This is a genomic window from Streptomyces luteolifulvus (assembly GCF_008806595.1).
Classification (GTDB): domain Bacteria; phylum Actinomycetota; class Actinomycetes; order Streptomycetales; family Streptomycetaceae; genus Streptomyces; species Streptomyces luteolifulvus.
In genome coordinates, this window is the sequence record NZ_VZRB01000026.1 from 84663 (window position 1) to 102214 (window position 17552).

Genomic DNA, 17552 nt, shown 5'->3' on the forward strand with positions numbered 1-17552 from the left:
GCGGTCCTGGTAGCCCGCCCTGTCGTCAGGGTGGGCCGCCAAGACGTCCCGACAGGCCGCCCTGGTAGCTTGCTGCGGTCGTTTCGGCCACCGGCCGGCCGACCGCAGGCCCGACCGCTGCGGGCGGGCCCGACCGGCTACAGCTTGGGAGCTTCCAGTGACTACGGCGACTTCGGCGACCGTCTCGCGTCCCTCGCGTCGGCTGTCCCGTCGGCAGGTGCGGATCGCCGCGGCGGCCGCCGGCCTCGCGGGCACGCTGCTGCTGACCGCGTGCAGCGGTGACAGCGGCTCGGACGACGAGCCCTCGGCCGGCACCGAGACCTCCGCGAGCGCGGACACGGGCGGCGGCACCGGCGGCTCGGCGTCCGCCTCCCCCGCCGGCAAGCTCGAGGGCAGTTGGCTGGCGACGACCGATGGCCAGGCCGTGGCCCTGGTGATCAACGGCAGCCAGGCCGGGCTCTTCGCCACCGGCGGGACCGTGTGCAGCGGCACCGCGGGCGAGGAGGCGGGCATGCAGATGATCCACCTCAAGTGCACGGACGGCAGCAAGGACCGGGCGACCGGCATGGTCGACTCCGTCAGCAAGTCGGCGCTCAAGGTGACCTGGGAGAACGGCCTCGGCGCGGAAACGTACACCAAGACCGAGGGCGGCGCACTGCCGTCGGGGCTGCCCACGGCGAGCCTCGGCTCGTAAGTCGTCACACGGACATAAGGGACCCCTATGCGCGCCATCCCCGTCGCCGTCACCACGCTCACCGCGGCGCTGCTCCTGACCGCCTGCGGCGACGGCGGGGACGGGGGCGACGGCTCGGCCAAGAGCCAGGACGGCACGGCCTGCACGATCGACGAAGTTGCGGTGGAGGTCGGCCCCGCCAGCGCCGCCCCCGCCGCCGGTGACACCGGCATCGTCCCCGTCACGATCACCAACAGCGGCTCCGAGTGCACCCTCGACGGCATGCCCGCGGTCGGCCTGTACGCGGGCGGCACCTCCGCCACCGTCGCCCCGGACGAGGCCGCGAAGCCGCGGAAGCTGACCCTGGCAAAGGGTGGTGCCGTGACCTTCACGCTCACCTATGCACGCGGCGAGGCGGGGGGCGAGAAGAGCCTCGCCGTGAAGACGGTGAAGTTCAGCCTGCCCGGCGCCGCGCAGACACACGGTTTCCCCTGGTCGTACGGCGATGTGGCCCTCAAGAGCCCGGGCGATCCGGACGCTTCGGTGAGCCCGTTCCAGCAGGCGGGCGACTGAGCCGCTGTGCTGCTGAACCGCTGAGCGCTCAGCGGAGGGGCCGCCGGGCCCGTACCTGCGCCCGGTCGGCCGCCTCCGAACCCTCCGTCCAGCCCGCCGCGTCACTGACGCCGCGCAGGCGGGTCGTGGTCGTCTGCGGGAAGAGCCGGTCCAGGCTGTCGCTCACCGCGATCTCGCGGGTGGCCAGGACCGGGAGGAGGTCCGCGGCCACCTGGGTCTCGGCGGCGGCCGTCAGGTGGGTGCCGATGCGGTGGGCGTAGGCCGCGAGGAAGGACTGCCGGAAGGTCTTGGTCCGCTTGCGGCCGCCCGCGCGCTGGGCGGCCTCCGCCTTCGTCATCGCGGTCTGGGCCTGCACCAGGAGTGAGGTGTAGAGGAGTTCGACCGCCTCCAGGTCGGCCTCGAACCCGACGACCGTGGAGAAACCGAGGGGTTCGTTCCACACGGCCCGGCAGTGGTTCGCGCCGGCCACCGCGTCCAGCAGCACCGCCTTGGCCTGCTCGTACGGCGGCTCGACACCGATACGGCAGGCACCCGGCACGTCTCCGGCCGGCGCCCCCGCCGACAGCAGGGCCTCGTCGATGCTGTGCCGGGCCATCAGCTCCTGTGCCTTGGCGCTGAGCGCCTCCGCCTCCTGCGGGAAGCCGGTCGCCTCCGCCTTGGCGAGCAGCGCGCGGATACGGGAGAGCATGCGGGACTCGGGCCGCTGTTCGCGGTGCGGCTCCTGCCGGGGCTCCTCCAGCGGCTCCAGCGCGGGCAGTCTCAGCAGCAGGCGGTACAGCTCCAGGACGGCGGTGGCGTGCGCGAAGCGGTCTGTGCGCGGCGGTGCCGTGTCGGTCGGGCCGTCCGGCTGGGCGAGCTGTGCCAGCTGAGCGGTCCAGCGGGGTCCGCGCGGACGGTCGTACGGCGCCTGGCTGCGGATCAGCGACGACACCAGGCGTATGTGCACGTCGTCCAGCTCGCGTCGCACGATCCGTACGAGGTCCGCGGGCTGCCAGCCCCGCCGCCAGGCCCCCGCCACGAACTCCTCCCCGCGCCGGGCGAGTTCGGCGTCCGCCGAAGGGTCGGCGGCGAGCAGCGACGCGCCGGTGTCTAGGGCGGTGTCGGTGTCGGCGTAGAGGGCGGCCCGGAAGGCGCGTTCGACAGTGCTGGTCGTACTCACCCGGCGATGGTCTCACTCCGCGAAAACCGGCCCGCATGGTGTCAACCCGAGGTTGACAGTCAGGGAGCGTCAACCTAGGGTTGACACATGACGACGAATCCGATCATCACGTCATCCGTACGCCTCGACGACCTCATCGCGGCGATCAAGAAGGTCCACTCCGACGCCCTCGACCAGCTCGAGGACGCGGTGATCGCCGGGGAGCATCTCGGCGACGTGGCCGACCACCTGATCGGCCACTTCGTGGACCAGGCCCGCCGCTCGGGCGCCTCCTGGACGGACATCGGCAAGAGCATGGGGGTCACCCGGCAGGCCGCGCAGAAGCGGTTCGTGCCGAAGGAGTCCACGGACCTCGACGCCGGCCAGGGCTTCGGCCGTTACACCCCGCGCGCCCGCAACGCGGTGATGACCGCCCACAACGAGGCCATCGCCGCCCGCAACCCCGAGGGCCGCCCCGAGCACCTGGTCCTCGGCGTGCTGGCCGAGCGGGAGGGACTGGCCGCCAAGGCGATCACCGCGCAGGGCGTCCTCCTCGACTCCGTACGCCAGGCCGCCACCGCGGCACTGCCGCCCGCCGCCGACGAGGTCCCGGAACTCGTCCCCTACGGCTCCGACGCCAAGAAGGTCCTGGAACTGACCTTCCGCGAGGCCCTCCGCCTCGGCCACAACTACGTCGGCACCGAACATCTCCTGCTGGCCCTGCTGGAGTTCGAGCACGGCGAGGGCGTCCTGTCCGGCCTCGGCATCACCAAGGCGGCGGTCGAGGGGTACGTCGCCGATGCCCTCGCCGCGTTCGCCAAAGAGAACCCGCAGAACGCAGAGAACACGGAGAACACGGAGAACGCGCAGAGCTAGGGGGAGCCTGCGCGCCCGTCCTCGCTGTCAGACCCCCCTGGCACACTCGCAGCATGGCCGACCGGTGGGCGCTCGCTCCGGCCGAGGACGGTGGCGTGGAGATCGCCCCCCTCGGTCCGGCCGGGCTGCCCGCCGGGCCCGTCCTGCGGGAGGCGGACCTCGCCGCGGCCGTGCGCGGCCGGCCCGAGGTCACGCGGTGGGTGTGGCGGTCGACGTCCGAGGTCTATCCGCGTCTGCTCGCCACGGGGGTGCGAGTGGAGCGGTGCTACGACATCGAGGACGCGGAGACGCTCCTCCTCGGCCACGAGGGCCGGTACGGCGAACCCCGCTCGGCCGCGGCCGCCCTGGCCCGGCTGCGCGGTGGTCCCGTACCGCCCGACCCACCGCTGAGGTCCGCCGAACCCGGTTCGCAGTCCTCGCTCTTCGAACCGCAGGCCGTCCATCTGCCGCTGGCCGACCTCGCCGAGGTCTACGCCGAGCAGCAGCGCCGGCACGACCGGACCGCCCACCCGGAGCGCATGCGGCTGCTGACGGCGGCCGAGTCGGCGGGCATGCTGGTCGCCACCGAGATGAACCGGTCCGGCCTGCCGTGGAGCGCCGACGTGCACCGCCAGGTGCTGCACGAACTGCTCGGCGAGCGGTACGCGGGCGGTGGCGAGCCCCGCCGACTGGCCGAGCTCGCCGACGAGGTGTCCGCCGCCTTCGGCCGCCGTGTCCGGCCCGATCTGCCCGCCGATGTCATCAAGGCTTTCGCGCAGGCGGGCATCAGGATCGGATCGACCCGCCGCTGGGAGATCGAGTCGATCGACCATCCGGCCGTGAAGCCGCTGATCGAGTACAAGAAGCTGTACCGCATCCGGGTCGCGCACGGCTGGTCCTGGCTCCAGGACTGGGTGCGCGACGGCCGGTTCCGGCCCGAGTTCCTGGCGGGCGGCACCGTCACCGGCCGCTGGGTCACCAACGGCGGGGGCGCCCTGCAGATCCCCAAGGTGATCCGGCGTGCCGTCGTCGCCGACCCCGGCTGGCGGCTCGTCGTCGCCGATGCCGACCAGATGGAGCCACGGGTCCTGGCGGCGATCTCCCGCGACCCCGGTCTGATGGAGGTGGCCGGGCGGGAGGGCGACCTGTACCAGTCGGTCTCCGACCGCGCCTTCTCCGGCGACCGCGCCCAGGCCAAGCTCGCCGTGCTCGGCGCGGTCTACGGCCAGACCTCCGGCGACGGCCTGAAGAACCTCGCCGCGCTCAGACGCCGTTTCCCCAGGGCGGTGGCGTACGTCGACGACGCGGCCCGCGCGGGCGAGGAGGGACGGCTCGTCCGCACCTGGCTGGGGCGGACCTGCCCCCCGGCGGTCACGGCGGACGACGACGCGGCGGAGGAGGCGGGCATCCCGGCGGTCGAGGACGAGGCGGCAGGGCAGGAGTGGGTGCCCGGGTACGCCTCGACCAACGCCCGGGCCCGTGGCCGCTTCGCCCGCAACTTCGTCGTGCAGGGCAGCGCCGCCGACTGGGCCCTGCTGCTGCTCGCCGCGCTGCGGAAGGCCTGTGCGGACATGGCGGCCGAACTGGTCTTCTTCCAGCACGACGAGGTGATCGTGCACTGTCCCGAAAAGGAGGCCGAGGCGGTCGTGACGGCGATCCGGGAGGCGGCGGACCTCGCGGGCCGGCTGACGTTCGGCGAGACCCCGGTGCGGTTTCCGTTCACCACGGCGGTGGTGGAGTGCTATGCGGACGCCAAGTGATCAGCAGCGGTCGGGGGTGGCATACGTGTCCGTTCCCAGGTCGACGAGCAGCTCCCGGAGCTCCGCCACCACCGCGGTCTCGTCCGTCCCGGCCAGCGCGTCCAACGCCGACCGCCACTCCACGTACGCCTCCCCGGCACGCCCCAGCTCCCGCAGCAGAAGCCCGTGCTCATGGCGGGCGAGACCGCCCGTGTAGTGGTCGGCGCGGGCGTCCGCGCCGCGCAGCAGCTCGGCGCACTCGCGGCCGGCCCGTTCCGCGCGGCCGAGCAGCCGCAGGGCGCGGACCAGACCGAGCCGGGTCTGGGACTCGCCGTGCCAGTCGCCGTGGCCGCCGAGGATACGCAGGCTCTCCTCGAAGTGGGGTACGGCGGCGGCCGGTTCGCCGAGGGTGAGATGCGCATAGCCGATGTTGCAGTGCGCGGAGTGCTGCACGATGACGTTGCCGATCGCGTCGCCGATGGCGAGGGACCGCCGGTGCTGCTCGATGGCGGCCCGCGGGTCGGTGTGCTCGTACAGATTGCCGAGGTGGCTGTGGGTCACGGCCTCGCCGTGCGGGTCGCTCAGCTGCCGTGAGTACGCAAGGCTCCGTCTCAGCGCCCGGCCGGACTCGGCGTAGCGGCCCAGCCCTTCGAGCAGCAGCCCGCGGTTGTTGAGGCAGCGGCGTATCCACGACACCGCGCCGAGCCGCCGCCAGCTCGTCAGGGCCTGGTCGTTGAGGGCGAGGGCCTCGTTCAGCCGGCCGGTCAGGAAGTGCACGGCCGCGAGATCGCCCAGCGCGTACGCCTCGGCCGGCTCGTCACCCAGCCGCTGTGCCACGGCGAGGGCGGCCCGGCCGAGGACCTCCATCTCTGTGACATGGCCGCTGCGCAGGAGGTAGGGGAAGAAGAGGCGCAGCAGAGCGGAGACTCTGGCGGCCGTGCGGTCGTCGGGGGCGTCGGTGTGGCGCTCCACCAGCGCCACGATGTTCTCCAGCTCCAGATCTCCCCAGGCGAAGGCCTCTTCGGAGCTGCCGAAAGGCCGGGCGGCGGTGACGTGCACCGCGTGCTCGGGCAGCTGCGCCGGGGTGGGCCGGCGGCGGTCGTCCTGGTCGAGGCCCGGTTCGACGATCGCGGTGAGGGTGCGTTCGGCGACGGCGGCGTACCAGCTCAGCGCGTCCTCGGCGGCCCTGCCGTCGGGCTGCGCTCCGGCCAGTTCGCGGGCGAAGTCACGGACCAGATCGTGGGGCGCGTAACGCCCGTACGCCGTCTCCTCCAGGAGGGCCACGTCGACGAGGCGGTCGAGGGCGGCCTCGGCGCGGGCCGTGTCGGTGCCGATGAGGCGGGCGAGGAGAGGGGCGCCGTACGCCGGGAGGTCGAGGCCGCCGATACGGCGCAGGGCGAGAGCGGCGTCCTGGTCGGCGCGGCGGTCCGAGGCGGCGAGCGCGTCCTGCGCGACGGCCAGGGAGCGGCGGACGCTGAGGTCGTCGTACTCCAGATGCTGCAACCGCCCCTCGGTCGCGGCCAGTTGGCCCGCCAGCGCATCCGCGGTGAGGGCCTGGCGCGCGGCCAGCCGGGCGGCGACGATGCGCAGGGCGAGCGGAAGGCGGCCGGTGAGTTCGACGAGGGGGTGGGCCGCGTCGAGGGCGATCCGGCCGGAGACCGCCCGCAGCAGCGCCGCGCTCTCCTCGTCGCTCAGGGGGCCGAGCGGGAAGCGGCGGGCCCCGTCGAGCGCGGTGAGCGGCGAACGGCTCGTGACGATCACCGCGCATCCGGCGCCGGCCGGCAGCAGCGGCCGTATCTGCGCGGCGTGCGCGGCGTCGTCGAGCACCATCAGCGTGCGGGTCGGCGCGAGCAGCGAACGCAGCAATGCGGCTGCCCCTTCCGGGTGTTCGGGAGTGCGGCGGGGTTCGGCCCCGAGGTCGCGGAGCAGCGAGGTGAGGGCCTGGCCGGGCGTGAGGGGGGTCATGCCCGGGGTGGCGCCGTGCAGGTTGATGTACAGCTGGCCGTCGGGGAAACGCTCCCGCAGGCCATGGGCGGCTTCCAGCGCGAGCGCGCTCTTGCCGACGCCGGCCATGCCGCTGATGACAGCGACGGCCGGCTGCCCACCGGCGGTCAGGGTGCGGCGCAGGCCGTCCAGGACGCAGTCTCGGCCGATGAAGTGCGCCGGGGGTGGGGGAAGTTGGGCTGGGCGGGGTGGAGGGTCGGCCGGGGCGTGGGTGAGGGTGGTGGCCGGGTCGGCCGGGTGGCCGGCGGTGGGATGGTCCAGGGCGACTGCCGGGTCGGCTGTGTCGGGGGTGGGGTGGTGGACCGTGTCGGGGGTGGTGTGCCCGTCCGCCACGTCGGTGGCGGCGGAGCGGTCGGCCGCGCCGGCCGCGACCGCCTCCGACGTGCCCCGGAGCACCTCCAGATGGGCCTCCCGGACCGCCGGGCCCGGCTCGATGCCGAGTTCCTCGACCAGGCGCCTGCGCAGATCGCGGTGGACGGCCAGCGCCTCGGCCTGGCGGCCGGTGCGGTGCAGGGCGAGCATCAGCTGGCGGTGGTAGGCCTCCCGCAGCGGATGCGCGGCGGCCAGCGCCGCCAGCTCCGGTACGAGGACGTCGAGTCGCCTGCCGGAGACGACCAGTTCGGCGTCGTACCGCCATTCGAGGAGAAGCAGTCGTGCCTCCTCCAGCCGCTGTATGAACGCGTACCCGCCGAAGTCGGAGGGCAGGCCGCTCAGCGGCGCGCCCCGCCACAGTGCGAGCGCCGCCATGCACTCGCGCACGACCCTCTCCCAGTTCCGGGTGGTGTGCGCCCCGCGCGCCGCGGCGACGTACCGTTCGAAGACCTGGACGTCCAGCTCGCCCGGCTCGACCCGCAGCAGATAGCCGGGCGGCACCGTCTGCAGCCGTTCGGGGTCGTCGAGCAGCCGCCGCAGCCTGGTCACATGGTTGTGCAGCGAGGCCCGGGCGGACGGGGGCGGAGCGCCGTCCCACAGCGCGTCCTTGAGCGAGTCGACGGAGACGACACGGCCGGCTTCGAGGAGCAGGGCGGCGAGCAGGGCCCGCGCCTTGGGACTCCGGACGGCCCGCACGCCGTGCTGGGCGTCATGAGCCCTGATGTCACGAGAACCGCACTGTACGTCGTACAGGACAGGGGGTCCCAGCAGTCCGAACCGCAGCTCGCACCGCATCACGCCGCCCACTGCCTTCCTGCTTCCGGTCTCGCGGTCCGACGTTCTCGCGTCCCGGGGATCGCCTCTCTTTTTACAGGTCGGATTCCCGCCAAGCGGAAAACCGTTGGCCATATGTTAGCGATCCGTTAGGGCGACCTGATGTGATCACTCCATCGGATCTGGCCGGAGGGCGCGCGCGTACGACGCGCAACTCGGGGGAGTGTCGCCGTCGCGGCCGGATCCGGGGACGCACGGGGGTTCCGGTCGGCGGAGGTGAACGGCCGGGACCCTCGTCGAGTCGTCCGCCGGCCCGTGTCAGATGACGGGCGGCCTGCCCAGCCGGCTGAGCCGCCACACCGTACGCCAGCTCATCGGCCGCCGCTCAGCGGCCGGCTCCCGGATCCCCTCCGCGAACCCGCCGAACCAGGCACGCAGCCCTTCCGTCGAACGGACGCGTACGAGCGTGAGCAGCACCCACACACCGAGATGGACGGGGATCAGCGCGATCGGCAGCCTCCTGCGCACAAGCCACACCCGGTTGCGGGCGTTGACCCGGTAGTAGATGGCGTGCCGGGCGGGCGAGGTCCTCGGGTGCCGGAGCAGCAGTTCGGGCGCGTACCGGATCCGCCAGCCCGCGTCGGCGGCCCGCCAGGCCAGGTCGGTCTCCTCATGGGCGAAGAAGAACTCGGCGGGCCAGTCGCCGATCTGATGGAGCATCGCCGTCCGGAGGGCGTGCCCGCCGCCGAGGAACCCGGTGACATACCCGCCGCGCAGGGGGTCCGAGGACCCGATCCGGGGGATGTGCCGCTGCTGTGTCTCCCCGTGCTCGTCGGTGATACGGAACCCGACGATCCCGAGCCGGGGGTCGTCCTCGAACAAGTCCCTTGCGCGGCGCAGGACATCGGCGTCGACCAGCAGTCCGTCGTCGTCCAGCTCGACGACGACGTCGATGTCACCGAAATCCCGCAGCCGGGCCAGGGCCACGTTCCGCCCGCCGGGGCAGCCGAGGTTCTCCTCGACATCGATCGTGGTGACCTCACCGGGCAGGGACAGCCGGCGCGCGAACTCGGGCAGCCGGCACCCGTTTCCGACGATCACGATCCGGGCGGGGGCGAGATCCTGCTTGGCCACGGACTCGAGCAGCGCGTCCACTTCGGCCGGCCGGTTGCCCATCGTGACGACGGCAACGGCGATCCTCGGCGGCGCTCCCACGTTCCTCACCCCATCCCGGTCGGCGTCTGCGCCCGCGATGCTAGCCGTTCACGGTGAGGACTTGTTCCATACGCCGATGCGTCAGTCGGACGCGTCGGCAGGTGCTTGTTCTTCCTGCGTTTCTCTTACCGCTCTCCTACCCCTCTCCTACCGTCTCTCTCTGCGATTCTCCTTGCGATTCTCCTTGCGGCACACGAACTTGAGGCCCGACCAGTCCTCCCCCAGCGCCGCGACTTTCACGTCCACGACACCGAGCGGGAGGAACAGTTCGCGCAGCGCGTTCTCGGTGATGTCGCTGACGTGCCCGGCGGCCTTGCGGGGCCAGGCGATCCAGAGCATGGCGTCGTCGGCCAGGTCGCCGACCAGCCCCGGCGCGTCCGCCGAGAGGGTGCTGTGCTCGCGGTAGAAGGCGAGGGCGACATCCGCTCCGCGCGGCCCGCCGTCGGCGACGTCACAGCCGTCGGGCAGCCCGGGGATCTCCCACCCGGCGGGGGCGGCCCTGAGCCGCACCCGGTCCCCCGACCTGACGCCGATCTTCCTGGCGAGCGGCGTAGCGGAGTACCCGCTGGGGCTTCGACCGCTCATGAAGCCAGTAAACACCGCCGTCACGGCAGGGGTGGCCGGCAGTGCTGCCGGACGAGCTGCCACACCTCCTCGGGCGTCCGCAGGGTGAGGGCGGTGGCGGCCGTGGTCGCACAGGTGTCGTGGCGGAGCCGGCGGATGCGGGCGCGGACCTCGTCGAGTGCGGCCGGGGCCACGGAGAGGCTGTCGACGCCGAGACCGACGAGAAGAGGGGTGACGAGGGGATGTGCGGCGGCGTCGCCGCAGACGGAGACATGACGGTGATGACGGTGTGCGGCGGTGACGACCTGGTGGATGGCGGCGAGCACGGCCGGGTGAGCGGCCATGGCGGGGGTGGCGGCGGGATCGCGCCGGTCCAGCCCCAGGATCTGGCAGGTCAGGTCGTTGCTGCCGATGGACAGGAAGGAGGCTTCGCGGGCGAGGCCGTCGGCTGCGGCGACCGCTTCCGGGAGTTCGACCATGACGCCCAGCGGGGGTGCGGCGAGCTCGAGTTCCGCTGCCGCGCTGTGCAGAAGTGACCGGCAGGCGCGGAGTTCGTCGACGGTCGCGACCATGGGGATCATGATGCGCAGGTCGGTCTCGGCTCCGGCACCGAGCAGGCTGCGGAACTGGTCCGCGAACGCCTGGGGTTGGGCGAGCATGAGGGGCAGGCCACGGCCGAGACGCCCGCCCTGCGCGAGGAAGGGTGGGAGCTTGTCGTCGGCGAAGTCGAGGGTGCGCGCGGTGACGGTCTGTCCGGTGAGTGCGCGCAGGACAGGGACCAGGGCGGCCGCGTGCTGGTCACGGGTGGGCCAGGCGGGGTGGTTGAGGAAGGGCAGCTCGGTGCGGAGCAGCCCGACGCCCTCCGCACCTGTGGTCAGGGCTGCCCGGGCATCGGCGGCGACGGCCACGTTGGCCCGCAGGGCGACGCGGTGTCCGTCGCGTGTCCGGGCCGGCAGATGGCGTTCCCCGGCGAGTGCGAGGCGGCGGGTGCGGGCGGCTTCGACGGCTTGGAGAGCCGCGGTGCGTTCGCCGGCGTCGGGATGGACGACGGCGGTGGCCCGGTCGGTGTCGAGCAGTATCTCCCGTCCGTCGGGCAGTTCGAGGAGTTCCGGGTCCACGGCGAGCAGGAGGGGTATCCCCTGGGAGCGGGCGACGATCGCCGCGTGGGAGTTGGGGCCGCCGGTGACGGAGATGGCCGCGGTCACCGTCCGGCCGGGTTCCAGCAGGTCGGCGGCGCCGATCTCCTGGGCGGCCAGGACGAGGGGCTGGTCCGGGGCCGGGCCGGTGCCTCCGTGCAGGTGGGCCAGGACGCGGCGGCCGACCTGGCGGACGTCTGCGGCGCGTTCGGCGAGGGTGGGGTCGTCGAGGGCCGCGATCGTGCCGGCGTAGGAGTCGACGGCCTGCCGGACGGCGACGGGGACAGGGACGGGCCGCCCGTCACGGGCCCGCCTGACGGCCTGGTCGCGCAGGTCAGGGTCCTGGGCTATGTAGCCGTTGACCTCCATGATGTCGGCCTGCTCGTCCTTGCCCTGTTCGCGCAGGGAGCGGGACAGATCGAGCAGACGCTCGGCCACGGCGTCGAAGGCGTCGGTGATCTGCCGGGCGGGGTCGCCGTCGGCGCGGCGGGGCAGCGTGGCACGGGTGAGCGGGCGGTCGGTGCGATGCAGGAAACCGAGGGCTGTGCCGGGCGCGGCAGTGTGGCCCGTATAGGTACGACGGCCGGTCATCTGGCCACCGCCGTCTCGGCGAGGGCGCGGAAGATCAGGGCGGTGGAGGTGGCGCCGGGGTCCTGATGACCGATGCTGCGGGCGCCGAGGTAGGAGGCACGGCCCTTGCGGGCCTGCATCGGGGTGGTCGCGCGCATACCGTTCTCGGCGGCGTCGGCTGCGGCGAGCGCGGCGGCGGCGAGGTCGGCTCCGGCGTCCACCTGCTGCTGGAAGGCGGCCAGCGCGGGGGCGTAGGCGTCGATCATGGTCTTGTCGCCGGGTGCGGCCGCGCCGAGCTTCCGGACACTCGCCAGGCCGTCGGCGAGTGCGGCGGCGAACTGCCCGGGCGTGACGGTGGGGGCGTCCAGGGGCTTGCCGATGGCGCGGAAGGCTCCGCCGTACAGCGGACCGGAGGCTCCGCCGACGGTGGAGATGAGCGTGGTGCCCGTCTTGACCAGGACGGCCCCGACGGTGTCCGGCTCCAGCCCTGCCAGGGCCGCGGTGGCGGCGGAGAAGCCGCGCTGCATGTTGATGCCGTGGTCGGCATCGCCGATGGCCGAGTCGAGCTGGGTGAGGTGGTCCTTGTGCTGGTCCACGGCGGCGGCGATGGCCTGCACCCAGGTGCGGGCGAGGTCGATGTCCACGGTGTCTCCGTTCGTGGTCGTGGTCGTGGTCGAAGTCGAGGTCGAAGTCGTGGTCGAGGTCGATGCGTGACGGGTTCGAGGTGGAGGAGCCGGGGACGGGGCGGATACGCGGTGGGCGGTCCGGGGGGAACGGCGCGGATACGTGCAGCGGTCGGGGGAACGGGCACGCGCAGCGCGGTCCGCCAGGGCCGACCCGGATACGCGGGGTGCGGTCCGGGAGGACCGGCACGGTTCGCGCCGTCCGGTCCGGGAGGACCGGCACGGTTCGCGCCGTCCGGTCCGGGAGGGCCGGAACGGGCACGCGCAGCGCGGTCCGCCAGGGCCGACACGTACACGCGCAGCGCGGTCCGCCAGGGCCGACACGTACACGCGCAGCGCGGTCCGCCAGGGCCGGCGCGGGAAGGCCCGGGCCCGGCCTCGCGCGTCGCGGCCCTGCCCCCGGCTCGGTTCAGACGCCCCAGCGCAGGGCCGGGGTGTTCACAGGTGCGTCCCACAGGGACAGCATGTCGGCGTCGGCCTTGCACACGGTGATGGAAACACCCGCCATGTCCAGGCTGGTCACGTAGTTCCCCACAAGACTGCGGGCGATGACCACGCCCTTGCCCGCGAGCGCGGCCGCCACCTCGTTGAAGACCACGTACAACTCGATGAGCGGTGTGCCGCCCAGACCGTTGACCATGACGATGGTCTCGTCCCGGGCGACCAGCGGCTGGTCGGCGAGGATCGCCTTCAGGGCGGTGGCCACGATCTCCCCGGCCGGGCGGAGCTTCTCCCTGCGGCGGCCGGGCTCGCCGTGAATACCGACGCCGACCTCCATCTCGTCCTCGGGCAGATCGAACCCCGGCTTGCCGGAGGCAGGAGTGGTGCAGGCGGTCAGTGCCACGGCGAAGGAACGGGAGGCGGCGTTGACCCGCTTGGCCATCTCGGCGACGGTGGCGAGGTCGGCGCCCTGCTCGGCGAGAGCCCCGGCGATCTTCTCGACGAAGACGGTGGCGCCGGTGCCGCGGCGGCCCGCCGTCCAGGTGGAGTCCTGGACCGCTACGTCGTCGTCGACCAGCACGGTCTCCACGGTGATGCCCTCCTCGCCGGCGAGTTCGGCGGCCATCCGGAAGTTGAGGACGTCACCCGTGTAGTTCTTCACGATGAACAGCACGCCCGCGCCGGTGTCGACGGCCTGCGCGGCGTTCAGCATCTGGCCGGGGACCGGCGAGGTGAACACCTCCCCGGGACAGGCCGCGTCCAGCATGCCGAGCCCCACGAAACCACCGTGCAACGGCTCGTGCCCGGAGCCTCCGCCGGAAACGAGGGCGACCTTGCCGGCCGCGGTGCCGCCCGCGCGGGTGATCACCTTGTTCTCCGCGTCGACCGTCAGCTCCCGGTGGGCGGCGGCGATTCCGGCCAGGGCCTCGTCCAGTACCGCCTCGGGGGCGTTGATGAGCTTCTTCACGACAGGGCTCCTTCGGCGGCGGCGGGCTCAACCACCGGGTTGTCGACGGCGGTTGCTTTGTGGTGGGAGTTGAGCGCGGTGTAAGCGAGACCGGCGGCGAGGGCGCCGAGCACCTCGGCGATCAGGTAGACGGGCAGTTGGTCCCAGTGGACCGTGCCGCCGTACAGCTGCCCGGTGATCATCGGGCCGAGCGTCCTGGCCGGATTGATGGACGCCCCGGTCGCCGGCGCCACCGGGATGATGATCGCGAACACCCCGAGGCCTATCGCCATGCCGGCGAAGCCCCCGGCCGCGCGCCGGTCGATGGCCCCGAAGACGACGAAGGCAAGGATGAACGTGCCCACCGCTTCGGCGAAGAACGCCTGTCCGGTGCCGACATCGGTGCCGTAGGCGGCGATCCCGAGGCCGACGTCGACGGCCTTCCTGCCCAGCACTCCGACGATCGCGAGGGCTCCCAGCACCGCCCCGGCCACCTGGGCCGCTATGTAGCCGGGGACGTCCCGCCAGGGCATCTTCCTCGTGGCCGCCAGCGCGAGGGTGACGGCCGGGTTGATCTGGCAGCCGGAGACATGGCCGATCGCGTAGACCAGGGCGATGACGGCGGTGGCGAAGGCCAGCGAGATCATGCCCAGCTGCGCCATGGTGAACGGGGCGTCGCCGCCGACGATGAGCGTCGCGGGGACCGAACCGACGCCGATGAACACCAGCACCGCGGTGCCGAGCATTTCGGCCGCGAGCTTTTGTGGGTAGGTGTTTTCTTCCATTGATGGCGCCCAGCGCCGAGCGGCGTGGGCGTCTCACCTCCTCCGCGTGGAGCGGGCTGTGAAGGGAGGTGGCCGCCAGGTGGTCAGGGGTGGGCATCCTGGCGGCCGGCTCAGGGGAACCGGATTGCCGATGACATCCGGGCTGCTAGTTCATCATTGATGAACGTTGTTCCGGAAATTAGGCCCGGCTTTCACGCGTGTCAAGAGGTGCGGCGGGAACGGGCACCGCGGACACGAGAAAAGCCCCTCGGCGCGATACCGAGGGGCCCGGTCGAGGCCTGTCGAGCAGGCGGATCAGGCGCCGGCCATGCGCGCGGCCCCGCGGGGAGCACCCAGGTCGCGCGAGAGGTTCCGGGCGGTCTCCCGGACCGCCACCGCAAGCTCCTGACGTGCCGATTCGACCAGCAGACGCTCGACAGGACCGACGATGCCGATGGCGCCGACCACCTCACCCGAGCGGTCGAACACAGGGGATGCGACGCCTGCGTCCCCGATGGCGGACTCCTGGTCCTCGATCGCGTATCCCGTCCGGAGCACCTCTTTCAGCTGGCCCGCCAGTTCCTCCGGGTCGGTGATGCTGGCGCCGGTCAGCACCACCGGCCCTCCTGCGAGCAGCCGTTCGCGTTCCGCGGCCGGAACCGACGCCACGATGGCCTTGCCCAGGGCACAGGTGCTCCACGGAATACTGGCCCCCACCTCCAGGATCTGCACGGCACCCTCGGGACGGAAGGCATGGTGGACCACCAGGACGTGGTCGCCGGTGAGCACGCCCACCCACACCGCCTCGTTCGCCCGGGTGGCGAGCTGGTCCGCCCAGGTCAGCGAGCGGGTCCGTAGCTCCTGGGTATCCAGGTAGGCGTTGCCCAGCTGCACCAGGTCCGGCCCGAGCTGGTACTTCGAGCTGCCCCGGTCCTGCACCACCAGCCCCTCGGCCTCCAGCGTGCGCAGCAGCGCATGCACGGTGGGCTTGGCCACGCCCAGGCGGTCGGCCAGCTCGGTCACACCCAGCCGAGGCCCCGTGGAGGCGAGCTCACGCAAGATCTGCACCGCCCGGTGTACCGCCTGCACCATCGAAAAGTTCTCCCTGATTCAGTATTGATGAACAGCGTTCTGACATCTACCGTGACTGTTCATGAGAACACCTGTCGGCATCGTACTCGTGTCCCACAGTGCCGAGCTCGCCGCGGGCCTTCGCCTGCTGGTGGAGCAGATCGGCTCCGACACAGTCCCCCTCGCCACCGCCGGAGGAACCGAGGACGGCCGGATCGGCACCAGCTACGACCTCGTCCTCACCGCCATTCAACAGGCCGACCAGGGAGCGGGCGTCGTCGTCCTTCCCGACCTCGGCAGCTCCGTCCTGACGGCACGAACCGTCCTGGAAGACCATCCCCGCACCGACGTCACCATCGTCGACGCGCCCTTCGTCGAAGGAGCCGTCGCAGCGGTCGTCACCGCCGCGTCGGGCGCCGATCTGACGACCGTCGTGAAAGCAGCCGAGGAGGCCCGCAATGTCCACAAGCTCTGACGCCCCCACCACCATGACCGGCCCGAGCAGTACGACCGACACGAGGTGTACGACCGGCACGGCCGGCGCGACCAGCACAACCGCCGCGACCGGCACAACCGCCGCGACGACCACCACGGCCGCCACGGCCGACGTGACCGCGGCTGGACACGAGATCGCCATCGTCCTGCCTGCCCACCTGCACGCCCGCCCGGCGGGCCAACTCGCCCGCGCCGCTGCCGGATTCACCAGTTCCATCCGGCTGGAGCACGGCGGACGGACCGTCAACCCGACCGGTGTCCTCGCCGTGATGGGCCTGGGCGCGACAGCGGGCAGCACCGTGACGGTCCGCGCAGAAGGCCCCGATGCCGAACGGGCGGTGACCGCGCTGGCCGACGTCCTCGCCAACGCCGAATGACCGTCCGGCCACGCCCCTGTCCACCACCGACGTGGCCCCGCACCCGCACACCGAACACCTCTGCCCGCTGCCGCACATCCCCGGTGCCGCCTCCCCGGTGCGCCGCCGGGCCGGGCACGTGGGGTCCTCACGGTCTGGGGCCTTCCCCCGGAGACCGTCGACGCGGCCGTCCTGGTGATGTCCGAACTGGTCACGAACGCGATCGCCCACGCGCCGCCCCCAGCGGTGCTGTGGCTGTCGCTGCCCGAGGCCGACGACCGCCGCACCCTTCTGCCGCGTCTTAGCCGGGATCGAGCGCGAAGCGGCAACTCCGTGTCATTCGAACAACTCCCGCCCGTGCCACCCGCAGTGTCCGTGACTCCCCGTACTTCCCCGTACTTCCCCCGTCAGCTGCGTTGGAAGAACTCGACCTCCGCCACGGCCAGATGACGGCCCTTGGTCAGGCCGGTGGGTGAGCGCAGGACCAGGCGGATCGTCCTGACGTCGCTGATGCCGGTGTGGATCGGCTGCGGGCCCGGCTTGTCGCTGAGGGTGAGCTGCTTGGTGCGCTTCTCGCCGTCCTGCGACGTCACCTCCATGGTGACCTGGAGCGCGCGGGCCTGGCCGGCGTACGCCTCCGGCTTCGCGGACGCGCCATTGGTGATGATCAGGTCGACCAGCCGGAACGGCTTGCCGAAGGTGTACGTCACTGACGCACCCGGCGCCGGCGCGCCCCAGTAGCGATCGCTCAGCCCGTCGGTGCTGTTCTTCGCCGGGTGCCCGGGGACCTCGGCGCTCGCCTCGATGCCCACCGGCGTCACGGGCTTGGCCTTGCCCAGCTTGTCCCGGGTGTCCTCCAACAGGGCACGGCCGGCCGGCAGCAGCAGGAAGCCGCCCGCGCACAGCGCCAGCACCACGGCCAGGATCACCAGCAGCCGCACCCCGCGGCCCGAGCTGGCCCGCACCCGGCGGCGGAACGGCCACACCGTACGCCACCACGGCAGCGGCGCCGCCTTCGCGGCGGGTTTCAGCTCGGCCGCACAACGTCGGCAGAACCGGCGGCTCGGCAGATTGGGCGTGGCGCAGGAAGGGCAGGGCACCCCCTCTCCCTCTTCCGGCACCGCCGCCTGTCGAACGACGGGGCGGGGGGCCACCGGCTTCGCGGGGCGCACGGGGCCGACGG

Annotated in this window: 16 protein-coding genes; 6 read left to right on the forward strand and 10 right to left on the reverse strand. The window is 72.6% G+C overall.

Annotation, left to right across the window (positions count from 1 at the left end):
• The first annotated feature begins 157 nt into the window (after nucleotides 1-157).
• A complete protein-coding gene (locus F7R91_RS30165) occupies nucleotides 158-694 on the forward strand; it encodes a hypothetical protein (RefSeq protein WP_225320862.1) in 537 nt (178 codons plus the stop codon).
• Between the two features lie 27 nt (nucleotides 695-721).
• Complete coding sequence (locus F7R91_RS30170; RefSeq protein ID WP_150953870.1) at nucleotides 722-1246, forward strand: DUF4232 domain-containing protein; 525 nt, start codon at nucleotides 722-724, stop codon at nucleotides 1244-1246.
• A 28-nt stretch (nucleotides 1247-1274) separates the two neighbouring features.
• On the opposite strand, the gene F7R91_RS30175 is transcribed toward F7R91_RS30170, so the two are convergent.
• A complete protein-coding gene (locus tag F7R91_RS30175; RefSeq protein ID WP_150953873.1) occupies nucleotides 1275-2405 on the reverse strand; it encodes a DUF2786 domain-containing protein in 1131 nt (376 codons plus the stop codon).
• Between the two features lie 87 nt (nucleotides 2406-2492).
• Between F7R91_RS30175 and F7R91_RS30180 the strand changes: the two genes are divergently transcribed.
• On the forward strand, nucleotides 2493-3260 hold the full coding sequence (locus F7R91_RS30180; RefSeq protein ID WP_150953876.1) for a Clp protease N-terminal domain-containing protein: 768 nt from the start codon (nucleotides 2493-2495) through the stop codon (nucleotides 3258-3260).
• Nucleotides 3261-3313: 53 nt separating this feature from the next.
• Nucleotides 3314-4999 (forward strand): bifunctional 3'-5' exonuclease/DNA polymerase, encoded by a 1686-nt coding sequence (locus tag F7R91_RS30185; RefSeq protein WP_150953879.1) that lies wholly within the window; start codon nucleotides 3314-3316, stop codon nucleotides 4997-4999.
• On the opposite strand, the gene F7R91_RS30190 is transcribed toward F7R91_RS30185, so the two are convergent.
• From F7R91_RS30190 to F7R91_RS30225, 8 genes are all read right to left on the reverse strand, one after another.
• A complete protein-coding gene (locus F7R91_RS30190) occupies nucleotides 5000-8149 on the reverse strand; it encodes an AfsR/SARP family transcriptional regulator (protein WP_191971693.1) in 3150 nt (1049 codons plus the stop codon).
• 297 nt (nucleotides 8150-8446) lie between these two features.
• Nucleotides 8447-9343 carry a glycosyltransferase family 2 protein gene (locus tag F7R91_RS30195; protein WP_150953882.1) on the reverse strand — a complete coding sequence of 299 codons (897 nt, stop codon included), beginning with the start codon at nucleotides 9341-9343 and terminating at the stop codon, nucleotides 8447-8449.
• Nucleotides 9344-9490: 147 nt separating this feature from the next.
• Nucleotides 9491-9928: a DUF3052 domain-containing protein gene (locus tag F7R91_RS30200; protein WP_150953884.1), complete on the reverse strand. Its 438-nt coding sequence runs from the start codon at nucleotides 9926-9928 to the stop codon at nucleotides 9491-9493.
• Nucleotides 9929-9948: 20 nt separating this feature from the next.
• Nucleotides 9949-11634 (reverse strand): putative PEP-binding protein, encoded by a 1686-nt coding sequence (locus F7R91_RS30205; protein ID WP_150953887.1) that lies wholly within the window; start codon nucleotides 11632-11634, stop codon nucleotides 9949-9951.
• A complete protein-coding gene (gene dhaL, locus F7R91_RS30210; protein WP_150953890.1) occupies nucleotides 11631-12257 on the reverse strand; it encodes a dihydroxyacetone kinase subunit DhaL in 627 nt (208 codons plus the stop codon). Before dhaL ends, F7R91_RS30205 begins: the two co-directional genes overlap by 4 nt.
• A 448-nt stretch (nucleotides 12258-12705) precedes the next feature.
• Entirely contained in the window at nucleotides 12706-13704 is a 999-nt protein-coding gene (dhaK, locus tag F7R91_RS30215) for a dihydroxyacetone kinase subunit DhaK (RefSeq protein ID WP_150953893.1), read from the reverse strand.
• Nucleotides 13701-14468 carry an MIP/aquaporin family protein gene (locus tag F7R91_RS30220; protein ID WP_150953895.1) on the reverse strand — a complete coding sequence of 256 codons (768 nt, stop codon included), beginning with the start codon at nucleotides 14466-14468 and terminating at the stop codon, nucleotides 13701-13703. Before F7R91_RS30220 ends, dhaK begins: the two co-directional genes overlap by 4 nt.
• Before the next feature lie 294 nt (nucleotides 14469-14762).
• Entirely contained in the window at nucleotides 14763-15539 is a 777-nt protein-coding gene (locus tag F7R91_RS30225) for an IclR family transcriptional regulator (protein WP_150953899.1), read from the reverse strand.
• A 61-nt stretch (nucleotides 15540-15600) separates the two neighbouring features.
• Here F7R91_RS30225 and dhaM point away from each other — a divergent pair, with 61 nt between their 5' ends.
• Nucleotides 15601-15993, forward strand: coding sequence for a dihydroxyacetone kinase phosphoryl donor subunit DhaM (dhaM, locus tag F7R91_RS30230; protein ID WP_150953904.1), 393 nt, complete (start codon nucleotides 15601-15603; stop codon nucleotides 15991-15993).
• Entirely contained in the window at nucleotides 15977-16390 is a 414-nt protein-coding gene (locus F7R91_RS43070; protein WP_225320863.1) for an HPr family phosphocarrier protein, read from the forward strand. The genes dhaM and F7R91_RS43070 overlap by 17 nt, the downstream gene beginning before the upstream one ends.
• Nucleotides 16391-16776: 386 nt before the next feature.
• On the opposite strand, the gene F7R91_RS43075 is transcribed toward F7R91_RS43070, so the two are convergent.
• Entirely contained in the window at nucleotides 16777-17469 is a 693-nt protein-coding gene (locus F7R91_RS43075; RefSeq protein ID WP_225320866.1) for an NADase-type glycan-binding domain-containing protein, read from the reverse strand.
• Nucleotides 17470-17552: the final 83 nt, after the last annotated feature.

Excerpts from the sequence above, each read along its gene's own strand:
- F7R91_RS30170 (WP_150953870.1), top strand. The coding sequence starts at position 722 with ATGCGCGCCATCCCCGTCGCCGTCACCACGCTCACCGCGGCGCTGCTC.
- F7R91_RS30180 (WP_150953876.1), top strand. The coding sequence starts at position 2,493 with ATGACGACGAATCCGATCATCACGTCATCCGTACGCCTCGACGACCTC.
- F7R91_RS30185 (WP_150953879.1), top strand. The coding sequence starts at position 3,314 with ATGGCCGACCGGTGGGCGCTCGCTCCGGCCGAGGACGGTGGCGTGGAG.
- F7R91_RS30190 (WP_191971693.1), bottom strand. The coding sequence starts at position 8,149 with ATGCGGTGCGAGCTGCGGTTCGGACTGCTGGGACCCCCTGTCCTGTAC.
- F7R91_RS30200 (WP_150953884.1), bottom strand. The coding sequence starts at position 9,928 with ATGAGCGGTCGAAGCCCCAGCGGGTACTCCGCTACGCCGCTCGCCAGG.
- F7R91_RS30205 (WP_150953887.1), bottom strand. The coding sequence starts at position 11,634 with ATGACCGGCCGTCGTACCTATACGGGCCACACTGCCGCGCCCGGCACA.
- F7R91_RS30220 (WP_150953895.1), bottom strand. The coding sequence starts at position 14,468 with ATGGAAGAAAACACCTACCCACAAAAGCTCGCGGCCGAAATGCTCGGC.
- F7R91_RS30225 (WP_150953899.1), bottom strand. The coding sequence starts at position 15,539 with ATGGTGCAGGCGGTACACCGGGCGGTGCAGATCTTGCGTGAGCTCGCC.
- dhaM (WP_150953904.1), top strand. The coding sequence starts at position 15,601 with ATGAGAACACCTGTCGGCATCGTACTCGTGTCCCACAGTGCCGAGCTC.
- F7R91_RS43070 (WP_225320863.1), top strand. The coding sequence starts at position 15,977 with ATGTCCACAAGCTCTGACGCCCCCACCACCATGACCGGCCCGAGCAGT.